The 12,673-nt window shown below is 39.1% G+C and carries 13 protein-coding genes; 8 read left to right on the top strand and 5 right to left on the bottom strand.

Annotated elements, in window-relative coordinates; genetic code table 11:
- Positions 1 to 64: 64 nt before the first annotated feature.
- The 4 genes from ACFQZJ_RS09715 to ACFQZJ_RS09700 form a co-directional block, all read right to left on the bottom strand.
- The gene (locus ACFQZJ_RS09715) at positions 65 to 832 is read right to left on the bottom strand and encodes a carboxypeptidase-like regulatory domain-containing protein (protein WP_379934181.1); all 768 of its coding nucleotides are present in this window, start codon (positions 830 to 832) and stop codon (positions 65 to 67) included.
- A 77-nt stretch (positions 833 to 909) separates the two neighbouring features.
- Entirely contained in the window at positions 910 to 2,718 is a 1,809-nt protein-coding gene (locus ACFQZJ_RS09710) for a DEAD/DEAH box helicase (RefSeq protein WP_379934180.1), read from the bottom strand.
- Between the two features lie 157 nt (positions 2,719 to 2,875).
- A complete protein-coding gene (locus tag ACFQZJ_RS09705) occupies positions 2,876 to 3,520 on the bottom strand; it encodes a DUF4337 domain-containing protein (protein ID WP_379934178.1) in 645 nt (214 codons plus the stop codon).
- Entirely contained in the window at positions 3,495 to 4,094 is a 600-nt protein-coding gene (locus ACFQZJ_RS09700; protein ID WP_379934176.1) for a non-canonical purine NTP diphosphatase, read from the bottom strand. Before ACFQZJ_RS09700 ends, ACFQZJ_RS09705 begins: the two co-directional genes overlap by 26 nt.
- 82 nt (positions 4,095 to 4,176) lie before the next feature.
- Between ACFQZJ_RS09700 and ACFQZJ_RS09695 the strand changes: the two genes are divergently transcribed.
- The 5 genes from ACFQZJ_RS09695 to ACFQZJ_RS09675 all read left to right on the top strand — a co-directional run bounded on the left by ACFQZJ_RS09695 (position 4,177) and on the right by ACFQZJ_RS09675 (position 9,246).
- Complete coding sequence (locus ACFQZJ_RS09695; protein WP_379934174.1) at positions 4,177 to 4,608, top strand: methyltransferase family protein; 432 nt, start codon at positions 4,177 to 4,179, stop codon at positions 4,606 to 4,608.
- A gap of 257 nt (positions 4,609 to 4,865) precedes the next feature.
- A complete protein-coding gene (locus ACFQZJ_RS09690; RefSeq protein ID WP_379934172.1) occupies positions 4,866 to 5,471 on the top strand; it encodes a SatD family protein in 606 nt (201 codons plus the stop codon).
- A gap of 3 nt (positions 5,472 to 5,474) precedes the next feature.
- The gene (locus ACFQZJ_RS09685) at positions 5,475 to 6,176 is read left to right on the top strand and encodes a DUF3307 domain-containing protein (protein ID WP_379934170.1); all 702 of its coding nucleotides are present in this window, start codon (positions 5,475 to 5,477) and stop codon (positions 6,174 to 6,176) included.
- Between the two features lie 198 nt (positions 6,177 to 6,374).
- Positions 6,375 to 8,267 carry a phosphoglycerate dehydrogenase gene (serA, locus tag ACFQZJ_RS09680; RefSeq protein WP_379934169.1) on the top strand — a complete coding sequence of 631 codons (1,893 nt, stop codon included), beginning with the start codon at positions 6,375 to 6,377 and terminating at the stop codon, positions 8,265 to 8,267.
- Positions 8,268 to 8,433: 166 nt separating this feature from the next.
- Positions 8,434 to 9,246 carry a hypothetical protein gene (locus ACFQZJ_RS09675; protein WP_379934167.1) on the top strand — a complete coding sequence of 271 codons (813 nt, stop codon included), beginning with the start codon at positions 8,434 to 8,436 and terminating at the stop codon, positions 9,244 to 9,246.
- A 527-nt stretch (positions 9,247 to 9,773) separates the two neighbouring features.
- Here ACFQZJ_RS09675 and rlmH read toward each other — a convergent pair.
- A complete protein-coding gene (rlmH, locus tag ACFQZJ_RS09670; RefSeq protein WP_379934165.1) occupies positions 9,774 to 10,247 on the bottom strand; it encodes a 23S rRNA (pseudouridine(1915)-N(3))-methyltransferase RlmH in 474 nt (157 codons plus the stop codon).
- A gap of 156 nt (positions 10,248 to 10,403) precedes the next feature.
- Between rlmH and nadC the strand changes: the two genes are divergently transcribed.
- From nadC to ACFQZJ_RS09655, 3 genes are read left to right on the top strand one after another with little or no spacing between them, the layout of a single operon-like run.
- Positions 10,404 to 11,261: a carboxylating nicotinate-nucleotide diphosphorylase gene (gene nadC / locus ACFQZJ_RS09665; RefSeq protein ID WP_379934164.1), complete on the top strand. Its 858-nt coding sequence runs from the start codon at positions 10,404 to 10,406 to the stop codon at positions 11,259 to 11,261.
- Complete coding sequence (locus ACFQZJ_RS09660; protein WP_379934163.1) at positions 11,262 to 12,233, top strand: YihY/virulence factor BrkB family protein; 972 nt, start codon at positions 11,262 to 11,264, stop codon at positions 12,231 to 12,233.
- On the top strand, positions 12,230 to 12,673 hold the full coding sequence (locus ACFQZJ_RS09655) for a DUF2147 domain-containing protein (RefSeq protein WP_379934162.1): 444 nt from the start codon (positions 12,230 to 12,232) through the stop codon (positions 12,671 to 12,673). The genes ACFQZJ_RS09660 and ACFQZJ_RS09655 overlap by 4 nt, the downstream gene beginning before the upstream one ends.

Here is a 12,673-nt window from a genome sequence, read left to right as displayed (position 1 = left end):
TTACGAGAATTTCTGACTATTTTGTAAGTCGTTTTCTTGTGAATATTCCCGGCTTACGCTTAGATTACTTACGGTTAAGCACCTTATATTCTTCATAACAAGTGCTTATCGCATCTAAAATCTGAAGGTCGTTTGCCGTAACGATAAAAGATTTGGAGTAGTTGCAGTTATTAAGGATATCCTGAATATCTATTTTTTCTAGTTGTAAAAATTCGGTTAATATTTCACGATCGAATTTTGAAGCCAGAAGATTCCTTATTTCCTCATCCTCTTTCATCTGCCTTAACTTTCGCATTTGAGCAGGTTTTTTGCCAAATAGATTACGAAGGAGGTCCGCTGGGTTGAGTATGGCCCCAAGTACTTTGGTTACAGCACTGGGATTTTTATTTCCGCCTTCATACGCCACCGATAAACCTGAGATGCTATATTGGTAGGCATTATTGATCGGAAGGTTCTTTATATCTATTTCTAGATAACCAGTGAGTTGATACGGTCGCACGATAACCTCTTCTAACGCGTATGCAAGCTCTGTAAGGGCGATCTTGGTATCCTCGAATTTGAACATATCGTTGGTGACCCTTATCTTTTGGGGTTTGAAACCAAGAAAGGATAGATAGAGCGTATCATTTACGGCCGCGGTAATAGAAAATTCCCCTCGCTCATTGGTAATGGTGCCCGACACTTGGTTTAGATTGACAACATGTACGCTTTCCATGCGAACATCGGTTTGGGCGTTTACTACAATAGCACTTATACTGGTGTTTTCGATATCATCCTGGGCAAACCCGGATATAGTCACAAAAACTAGAAAAAATGCTAAAAATCTACCCATTAAAAAAATATCTTTAATTCTAAGATACAAACAAAACAAAAAAATACGCCTAAGCGTATTTTTTAATATACAATTAACTAAAAGAAATCACCTTTTCTTTTGGTGCTCCGTCTTTTTCCAGAATTGGGACTGGTGGAGCCGCTACGTTCTCTTCGTTTGCCGCGACTGTTGTCGGCACTACCATTTTTACGGTTCCTGAAACCATCTTTACCCCCTTTGCGCTTGCCTTTGTAGGAACTACCGCCCCCGCCATAGCTTCTTCGGCCCCCACCGCCTCCGGGACTTTTGGAAACTTCAACGTTAACAAACCTACCGTTTACCTTAAACTCGGTAAACGTAGCGAGGATTTTTTCCGTTACCTCTGCGTCGGTATTAAAAAAGGAGAAACTCTCTTTTACGTCTACTTTAAATATGTCTTCTTGGCCTAGGCCTACGGTGTCCCTAATAAAATCTTTCAAGGACATCCAATCATAGCCGTCTTTCTCCCCAACGTTTACAAAGTAACGAACAGCACCACTGGAGGGAACATCTCCTCCACGATCATGATTACGTTCCCTGTCGGAGGATGAATTCAAGTCCTTGGTCTTGTTGTAATAATTGTAGAACCGTGTAAATTCTACCGAAATTATTTTTTTGATCAATTCTTCCCTGTCTATATCTTTTAAAACATCGGTAATGGCAGGTAAGAAACTATCTACTTCTGGATTTATCTCCGTGTCCTTTATTTTATTGGCCAAGTGGTACAGCTGAATTTCACATATCTCCATTCCAGAAGGAATTTTTTTCGAAATAAAGGGCTGGTTTATCTTTTTTTCGATGGCCTTTATCTTACGGAGTTCGCTTTTTGTGATAATCACCATCGAAATACCTGATTTTCCGGCTCTACCGGTTCTACCGCTACGGTGCGTGTAGGTTTCGATCTCATCCGGTAACTGGTAATTGATTACATGGGTGATATCGTCTACATCTATTCCCCTTGCGGCCACATCGGTAGCGACCAACATTTGAATTTGTTTTTTACGAAAGGAATTCATGACCAGATCTCGCTGGTTTTGGCTCAGGTCTCCGTGAAGTGCACCTGCACTGTAGCCATCTTCGATCAGTTTTTCCGCTACTTTTTGGGTGTCCCTTTTGGTGCGGCAAAAAATAACCGAGAAAATATCAGGGTTGGTATCGGCCAATCGTTTAAGTGCCGGGTAACGGTCTCTACCACCCACTATGTAATATTCGTGCTGTACGGTAGATGCACCGGAATTTTTGGCGCCTACGGTGATCTCCTGTGGAGCGTGCATGAATTTTTTTGCAATAATCGACACCTCTTTGGGCATGGTCGCAGAAAATAACCAAGTAGATTTTTCATTTGGGGTATTGGAAAGAATATCCTTAATATCCTCCATAAAGCCCATGTTCAACATCTCATCGGCCTCATCTAAAACACAGTAGTCAATTTTGGAAATATCTACCAATCTACGGTTGATCATATCTTTCATACGACCCGGTGTAGCGACTATAATCTGTGCGCCCCTTTTTATTTGCCTTGCTTGATCGGTTATGCTTGCGCCACCGTAAATAGCGACAACATTTATGTTTCGCTCGTATTTGGAATAGCTTTGCATTTCCTTGGTAATCTGCAAACACAGTTCACGGGTAGGGGATAAGATCAAGCCCTGTGTGGTTCTGCTATTGCTATCTATTTTTTGAATTAACGGAAAACCAAATGCGGCCGTTTTTCCGGTTCCTGTCTGCGCTAGTGCAACCAGGTCCGTGTCGCTTTCCAATAAAATGGGGATTGCTTTTTCCTGTACTTCGGATGGGGTTTCGAAACCCATATCCGCAACAGCATCTAATAAGGACTTTTGGAGTCCCAGTGCTTCAAACTTTGTCATGTTATTTTATACTTGATCGCAAATAAGAATGTTACATAGAGCGATTATCGTATAACCTTATAGACTCAGCGCAACACATGCTATACCAGCGGCGTTAATTTGGCGGCAAAGGTACTGTTAATTACCGAGACGGTATAATTTATTATATAGAGGTGATCTATGGGGCAAAACTGTAGCCGTAGATAGACATGGAAACGCCGATTATACCCGATAAAATCATGAGTATGATAAAGGTTTTTTGCAACTTGGGATTGTCATATATAATAATGCATACCGCACCTAAAACAATACTTATTTGAAAGAAAAGCATCGCTAAATCAAATTTTTTGGTTGCCGTATCGTATTCCTCGGCTAGTGCTTCCCATTCTTTCACACCTGTTATTCTACCCATTTCCCCGTCTAGGTCCTGGGCCCAATTTGCTTGCCCTACGTGTTTCGACCCAATGAGAATCTCCGTTTTTTCCAAGCCGTATTTTTCAATCTTCTGTTTTACGTTCGCTACTTTCTGAAGTATTACGGATTTATTTTCTTCTAAGACCATTCCACTTTCCAACAAGGCGGTAAGATAATCTAGTTCACTCTCCTTTAGACTTTCCTTAATACTTTTAGACTGGTACCAGCTAGAATAGTTAACCACTCTGTTGTGGGCAATCATCATTTCTTCTTCCAATTCGCCATTTACCAATTGGGCTATGGCCATTAGCGCAGCAAAAAAGGCAATTAGTACACCACCAACGGCTTCTGCACGTTCAGAGGCTACGGATACTTCTACGGTATCATTTTTTTTCTTGGATGTCAACATAAATTGTTTTTAGGTATGCCACAAGTTTAGAGAACGCTTTTCCTCTATGACTAATTTGATTTTTGATTTCTAAAGGGAGTTCTGCAAAGGTTTGTTTGTATCCGTTCGGTTTAAAGATCGGGTCATAACCAAATCCTTTTTCGCCTACTTTGTTCTCCGTTATTACACCTTCTACAGTACCATCAAAAAAGAGCGTATTACCGTTAAGGTTTAGTGCTATGGATGTTTTAAAAGATGCTGACCTGTCCGTTTTGTCAGAAAGGTTTTTTAATAGTTTGTCCATGTTGGCGTTGGCATCGTTCTGCTTACCTGCATATCTGGCCGAGTATACCCCGGGTTCGCCTTGGAGCGCTGGTACCATTAAGCCTGTGTCGTCTGCAAAGCAAGCTAACTTATAATTCCTGGTAACATGATCTGCTTTAAGTTTAGCATTGCCCTGCAGGGTAGGGGCCGTCTCCGGAATAGCTTCGTTACAACCAATATCCTGTAAGGAAACTAGTGTGATTCCATTAGGAAGCAACGCCTGTATTTCTTTTAGTTTGTTTTGATTGTGCGTTGCAAATACCAGTTTCATTTAAAATAATTTAATGATAGTTAATTGGACGTGTCGTGTTCAAAAATAGTAATTTTATAGCATGGAATTAAAATTACCCCCCGTGATTGTTTTTTTGCTTTTTGCATTGGGCATGTACCTATTAAGTGTCCTCTTGCCGTTTGGATTTTTTGATTTCTTTGGAAGGCTTCCCATGGCAAAAGTTCTGGTTATCATTGCAATGATGGTAGGCTTTTTAAGTTTGCTGCCGTTTTTGATGAAAAAAACTACGGTAGACCCAACAAAACCGGAAAAGGCAACTGTTTTGATAACTAACGGAGTGTACAGGTTTTCCAGAAATCCAATGTATTTCTCATTGCTAGTGTTACTGTTGGCATTTGGACTTATTTTAGGTAATGCATTCAATACGATTATTGCTGCGGGATTTGTAAGCTACATGAACCGATTTCAGATTATCCCAGAAGAACGGATGTTGTTGGAAACGTTTGGAAAACCCTATAAAGAGTATCTTTCCCGAACAAGAAGATGGTTTTAACCTAGTTGTACTTTATTGCTGTGTTATTGGTCTAGAGGCAAGTTGGTACATAAGAGCAGGTGGCGGTAAAAAGTGATTAGTAATCTGGGAGTAGTGGGACGAATTATTTAATTTTCATCAAACATCAAACATCAAACATCAAACATCAAACATCAAACAGCCAACATTCAATTTCTTAGTATTAGTATATCGCTAATATGCTCAAATATTAATTTTTTGGCTTATATTTTATTATATTAGCATAATAGTTAATTATTATGATTGCAATTATCACCGGAGATATCATCAACTCGGAAAAGCATCCATCCTCCGAATGGATAGAAGACCTTAAAACTTATTTTAACCGTTTTGGACCTGCTCCCATGCAATGGGAAATCTATAGGGGTGATGAATTTCAGTTAAAGGTTACCGGCGAAAGCGCTTTATTATCCGCAATTCAAATAAAGGCCTTACTGAAAAGGGTCAAGGGACTAGATGTTAGAATGGGAATTGGTATTGGCCTTGAGACCTATATTGGAACGGGAGTAAGCGAATCTAACGGCACGGCACACCAACGCTCCGGCAGAAAGTTTGAATCCCTAAAGAAGAGCAAGGTAAATCTGAGTATTGCCACGGGAAGCGAATCGCATGACCTTACCCTTAACCTTATGTTGCGTCTAGCGTTGGATTTTATGGATAACTGGAGTGTGGTTTCTGCAGAAATAACCTTGCTGGTGCTAGATAATCCAGAGGCTTCGCAAAAAGAAATTGCTCAAAAACTGGGCATAAAACAATCTGCTGTTAGCCAACGAATAAAAAGGGCACGGCTAGATTTGGTTTTAGATCTATTGGCCTATTACCAACAAGTAATAAAGGAAATTTAACCTATGGTACTTTTTACAAAGCTACTCCTTGCACATCTTATAGGGGATTTTATGTTGCAACCGGTAAAATGGGTCATTCACAAGGAATCCAACAAGGCAAGGTCCAAATACCTATACCTGCATGTGCTTATTCATTTTGCATTATATTTATTGGTATTATGGGATTTCCGTCTTTGGAAAATTGCCGTGGTCCTTACCTTATCACATTTATTGATAGACTTGGCCAAACTGTTTAGCGACCCTTGGTTTAAAAACAAAACAATTCCTTTTTTTGTTGACCAGTTCCTACATATACTTGCCCTTTACTTTTGTGCATTTTACACAGAACTACCAGAGCATTTTACCTCCTTTATCGAAAATTTAAACTGGTCTTTGGTTTTGGCCGTGGTGTTTGTCACTTTTCCATCTGCGATAATCATGGGGAAACTAATGGAACCTATGTCGGGCCAAATAAATACGGACCATAAATCGCTCCCTAATGCCGGTAAGTACATTGGGATCATTGAACGGTTGTTCGTCCTTGTTTTTATATTGATCGGCAGGTGGGAAGCTATTGGCCTATTGATTACGGCAAAATCCGTATTCCGTTTTAACGATTTAAAGGAAAGCAACAGTAGAAAGCTTACGGAGTATATCCTAATTGGAACTTTGGTGAGTTTTGGATTGGCTATTTTGGCTGGGTTATGGTACACGAATTATCTCTAATCCATAGATTAATTCCCTAAAATTGTAAAATAGCACAGGGGTTATTTTTGAAATTTAACCAATGGCAGCACTTTTTGTTTTATTTGACGTTTAAGATGTGCACTCAGCGATATAATTTTTACTTTTGAGCAATGTATACAGAAGACGAATACTATTCGTTGGAAAAATTAATTTTTTTATAGCAAGGGATTGGAAAGAATGATAGCAACAGGAAGAAAATATGTGTTTGATTTTGATAGTACTTTAACTAGGGTAGAGGCCCTTGACGTACTGGCGGAGCTTACCTTACATGGAAAATCTGACAAGGACGAAATCATAGCCGAAATACAGAAAATAACCAATCTTGGTATCGATGGCGAAATTTCGTTTACAGAATCTCTGGAAAGTAGGATCAAATTGTTACATGCCCACAAGAACGATCTGGAGCACTTGGTAAACGAGCTTAGACAAAAAATATCAAAATCTATAGCTTCCAATAAGGATTTTTTTGAAAAATATGCGGACGATATTTATGTGATTTCCTGTGGTTTCAAAGAATTCATAGATCCTATAGTCAAAGAATATAATATTCCATCGGATAGGGTGTATGCAAACACCTTCAAATTTGATGACGCCGGTAATATTGTAGGTTTTGACGAGGATAATGTGCTTTCCCAACACAACGGTAAAATACAATGTCTCAAGGATATGAATCTAGAAGGAGAGGTCCAGGTCATAGGAGATGGGTATAGCGATTATGTCATGAGAGAAGCAGGAATTGCCGATAAGTTTTTCGCATACACAGAAAATGTACATAGGGACAAGGCGGCGGACAATGCGGACCACGTTACCCCTAGTTTAGATGAATTTTTATACCTCAACGATTTGCCACGAAATATATCATACCCCAAGAACAGAATCAAAGTCCTTTTGTTGGAAAATGTACACACCGCTGCGTTCGATAACCTTTCCGAAGATGGGTTCTCCGTAGAGTTGGTAAAACATAGTTTACCGGAAGAGGAGCTAATAGAAAAAATAAAGGGCGTACACGTATTGGGTATTCGCTCAAAGACGCAAGTAAGTCAAAAGGTCTTGGATGCGGCCGATAAACTACTGGTTGTCGGTGCCTTTTGCATCGGAACTACCCAGATAGAACTGGAGTATGCCAAGAAAAAAGGTATCGTGGTGTTCAATGCACCTTACAGCAATACGCGTTCGGTGGTAGAATTGGCCATAGGTGAAATTATTATGTTGATGCGCAGTGTATTCGCCAGAAGCTCGGAACTTCATAACGGACAATGGCAAAAAACAGCATCGGGCTCTAGGGAGGTGCGTGGTAAAAATTTAGGAATCGTGGGTTATGGTAATATAGGAAAGCAACTATCGGTTCTGGCAGAAGCTATTGGGATGCGCGTCTATTATTATGATGTAGAGGATAGTTTAGCGCTTGGAAATGCTAAAAAGTGCAGTAGTCTCGAGGATTTATTGAATATTTCGGATGTGGTTACTTTACATATTGATGATAATCCTGCAAACAAGAATTTTATAGGCGAGAGAGAAATCAAGCAAATGAAAAAGGGAGCCATGCTGGTAAATCTTTCCAGGGGGTTTGTAGTTGATATAGATGCCTTGGCCGAAGCTTTAAAGAGTGGTCATTTAGCAGGGGCGGCCATAGATGTGTATCCAGAAGAACCAAGAAGTAATGGGAGCTTTGCAACCAAACTGCAAGGATTGCCCAATGTAATATTAACACCTCACGTTGGTGGTAGCACCGAGGAAGCTCAGCGAGATATTGCGGACTTTGTTCCAAATAAAATAATGGATTACATTAATTCTGGAAATACCGTAGATGCGGTTAACTTCCCTAATATTAGGCTGCCGAAACAAAACAAAGCACACCGTTTCTTGCACATACATAAGAACGTGCCCGGTATCATGGCCAAAATCAATAAAGTCCTGGCGGAATATGAATTGAACATTTCCAGTCAGTATTTATCTACAGATAACGAAGTAGGATACGTAATTACAGATTTGGACAAAGAATATAATAAAGATGTGATCAAGGCCTTAAGAAAGGTAGACAATACTATAAAGTTTAGAGTACTTTATTAGACTGCTAGCAGCTTCAAACCAATAACATAAGGGTCAGGTATGAATATGCCCGATTCTTTTTATCTTAGAAAGTTAGTTTTACAACGTCTATACCTTGTTATACCACAAATTATTGCCTTTTAATTAAAGGCTGGTTATTATTGTAGGAAATATCTTTATAATTTCAATGTTCAAGCTTTCATTTCCTTCTAAGCGCTTTTATCCATATTATTTGCTAGGTGGCACTATTGTACTGTTGACTGTCGTCATACAGTCGATTACCCAATACTCCTTAAAAAAACAAGCCGAATCTGCCGCTTTACTGAATATTGCAGGCCAACAACGTCTTATTGGTCAGCAGGTGCTTACAAATTTTTATGAATGTCGTTTGTTAAAATGCAACTACGCTGATATGATACTTGGCTTAGAAAGGTTATATTCTACAAATGCAGCGCTACGTGCAGGTAATTCAAACTTAGGTCTTACAGAAGATGAGTACATAGAAATGCAGGGGAATTTTGATAAACTAGCTCCTAGTTTAAGCTATATGTACAACAATTTAAATCATCGCAACAAGGCACAAAATGTTTCCTTTGCAGAGGTTTCCATGCACGTTAATACTTTTGTAAGCAGAATGAATACCATCGTAAGCCAATATCAAAAAAAGGCAGAGGATGATATTGAAACACTGAGGGTAGTAGAGCTGGAATTGGCTGCATTGTCAATTTTGATTGTTTTACTGGAGGTTATTTTTATTATAAACCCCTCGATCAAGAAAATAAGTGTGCAGAACAAGAAATTAAAAGAGATTGCTTGGCATCAGTCCCATGCATTTAATTCCCATATTAAAAACATCAAGGATCTGCAGTACGTAATGGATATCGAGAAAAATTTAGCACACAAACAGGAGCTTTTAGACTGTGTTATGAACGAGTTAAATGATTTGGAAGAGGTTTCAAATAATATGGTAAACACCTTGGAGCCTATCAATGCTACTTAAGATTTAGCCGTTGCGGCATGCATTTTAGTTTAAGACTTCATGTTTTTTGCTTGTCTATATTCATAGGTTAGTACCAAATGAACAAATCCAATATTCTCTTTTTTAGGATGGTTTAAATTTATGGGTGTTCGATGAAAATTCGTTGTGGGGGTTGCACATATCGCTTTTCTTTGATCTGCGCAGTAGTAAAACTAAGATCTTATTTTTTGTCATAGATCATTAACTATAACAAGAGCTTGTTTTATTTTCCATTGATTGGCCGTATAGTAATTGTTCAGGCATTTTTTCTTCTTCATAGGTAGTTATACCTGTTCTTATTATGTTACGGTTAAAAGCTATAACCCTGTAATTTTAATATGGCTACATTCGCTATTGGGTTATTGACAAATAGGATATTCTATAATTCGAAGTAAATAAATGTATAACTAACTACCACAATAATTATTTGCAATTTCATTGCTTCAATAAAACCTATGGATTTTCAATCCGTATCGCTTTGGTTAGCAACAGTGGTTTAGAACGCGATTTTATCTATGGTGATAAGGTTCGTTTTTAAGTATGGTGAAGGCACGGTACAATTGCTCTACCATAAAAAGCCGCACCATTTGATGAGAAAAGGTCATTTTAGATAGACTTATCTTACCCATGGCCATCTTGTACACGGACTCGCTAAAGCCATAAGGGCCTCCAATAACAAAAACCAGTTGTTTAATGCCCGAGTTCATTTTCTTTTGTAAGTAAGCGGAGAATTCTATGGAATTGTACTGCTTCCCGTTTTCATCCAATAAGACCAGTACATCTGTTGGGGCAAGTTGTTTTAGGATCAATTCGCCCTCTTTTTCCTTTTGTTGCTGTTCAGAAAGATTTTTGGTCTTTTTTAGGTCGGGAACAAGTACTAGGTTAAAATTTATATAGTGTTTCAAGCGCTTTTCATATAATGAAATGAGCTGCTGTAACTCCGGGCTGTCCGTTTTGCCAATGGCCAATAGTTTTATTGTCATATAATATGCCTAAAAATAAAAACCTAACTGGTTATGATTCATTTGTTTATAAATCTAGATTTGCTGCTGCTTGCACAAATTAAACACTAGGTGCCGCCAAAAGTAAATCAATTTCCCGAAATGGATTCGTATTTTAGCATCAGTCAATAGCACACTATGATTTCAGAAGCACAATTTAAGGAAGAAATAAAGATAATTATCAGTAACGCCATTCGAGAAGATGTGGGCGATGGCGATCACAGTTCGCTTGCATGTATACCCAAAGAAGCCACGGGAAAGGCAAAGTTGTTGGTAAAGGACGAAGGAATCCTTGCAGGGGTGCAATTTGCCAAATCGGTTTTTGCCCATGTGGATGAAAACCTTAAAGTGGAAACCCTTATCAATGATGGTAGTGCGGTTAAATATGGTGATGTCGCATTTTACGTATCCGGTAGTTCGCAAAGCATACTAAAAGCAGAACGCCTAGTACTTAATGCAATGCAGCGCATGAGTGCCATTGCCACAAAAACCAACTACTTTGTGGGATTATTGGAAGGAACGGGAACTAAGATTTTAGACACGCGCAAAACTACTCCCGGCATACGCGCCTTGGAGAAATGGGCGGTAAAAATCGGGGGTGGTGAAAACCACAGATTTGCGCTCTACGATATGATTATGTTGAAGGACAACCACATCGATTTCGCTGGTGGGATTACCAAGGCAATAGCAAAGACCAAAACATATTTGAAAGAAACCAATAGAGATCTAAAAATTATCGTTGAAGCAAGGAGCTTGGCAGAAATCAAGGAAATCCTCCAAACCGATGGTGTATACCGTATTCTTATCGATAACTTTAATTACGAAGACACCAGGGAAGCCGTTCGGTTAATTGGCGATAGCTGCTTAACAGAATCATCTGGAGGTATTAACGAGGAGACCGTTCGGCAGTATGCGGAATGTGGTGTGGACTATATTTCGTCGGGAGCCTTGACCCACTCGGTCTATAATTTGGACTTAAGCCTAAAAGCGGTATAAATGTCGGTAGAGGTAGAGAACCGTTTAGAGAAAATTCCAATCGTAAACTGGATTGTAAGGTTTTTGAAGAATATAAAGTTACCAGGTTTTGAAGGACTTTCTATTTATGATCTTACCGAGATGTATGTTATGGGTATTATCGAAGGAACACTCTCTACAAGGGCCAGTGCCATTGCCTTTAGTCTTTTTATGGCTATTTTTCCCCTATTAATCTTCATGTTAACGTTAGTGCCCTACTTGTTGGACATCGTTGCCCTACAGAACGAAAATTTTGATGCCGATTTTCTATCCTTTTTGGAATCTTTTCTACCTACCGCCACAGGGGACTATTTTGGGGAAGTGTTTCAGCAAATAAAAGATCAAAAACGCAGCGGACTGCTTTCATCGGCCTTTATTATATCTATTTTTTTGGTAGCAAACGGGGTAAATGCCATATTTGGAGGTTTTGAAACCTCGTATCATATAGAGTTGACCCGTAATTTTTTTAGGCAGTACCTTTTTGCTCTTATGGTAGGATTGATCTTGGCAATTTTGATTATTGTAGGATTTGTTATGTTCATTTACTTTGAGGTGTATGTATTGGTATACCTAGACGAGTTTCAGGCAAGAGTTGGTGGTTATGTAATGGAAGACGGAGATAGAACAGGTGTGCAAATTGCCAAGATTCTATTTTTTGTAATTCTCTCTTATTTTACGACCGCTACATTATACTATTTTGGAACAAGGGAAGGAAAGCAAGCGCATTTCTTTTCCGTAGGTGCTTTGATGACGACCATACTTTTTGTGGTAACCTCCTATTTGTTCGGTGTTTATGTTGATAAATTTGCACGGTATAACGAGTTGTACGGAGCTTTGGGAGGACTATTGATTTTGATGGTCTATATTTGGCTTAATTCCAATATCTTGTTGCTTGGCTTTGAATTGAACGCATCCCTTAATTCCCTTCGAAAAATCACTAAAAATAAAGAATGATACATCCCCCGAAAATAGTAGTACTTGTTTGTCTTATTGGTTTTGGTCATATCCTGTCCGGACAATCTGTTTTTGGGAAATGGAAAACCATTGACGACCGAACGGGAAATCCCAAAGGAATCATAAATATATATGAGAAAGACGGTTTAATGTACGGGTATGTAGAGAAAATATTGGAACCGGGAAAAGAAGATTCTATCTGCACAAAATGTGAGGACGAACTAAAGGATAAACCCGTGATTGGAATGGAGATTATAACGGCGGCCAAAAAGGACGAAGATGGCGAGTGGAAAGGAAAACGCTTATTTGATCCGGAACAGGCGATGACCTTCCGCTGTAAAATATGGTTGAATCCGGAAAACTCCAATGAGCTAAAGGTCAGGGGCTACCTGGCATTTATATATCGTACACAAACATGGCTTCGCGTGCAAGAGAAGTAG

This window comes from Maribacter chungangensis (genome assembly GCF_042676845.1).
Lineage (GTDB): Bacteria > Bacteroidota > Bacteroidia > Flavobacteriales > Flavobacteriaceae > Maribacter > Maribacter chungangensis.
The sequence above is the reverse complement of the archived record's forward strand: the minus strand, read 5'-3'. Positions and strand labels throughout refer to the sequence as shown.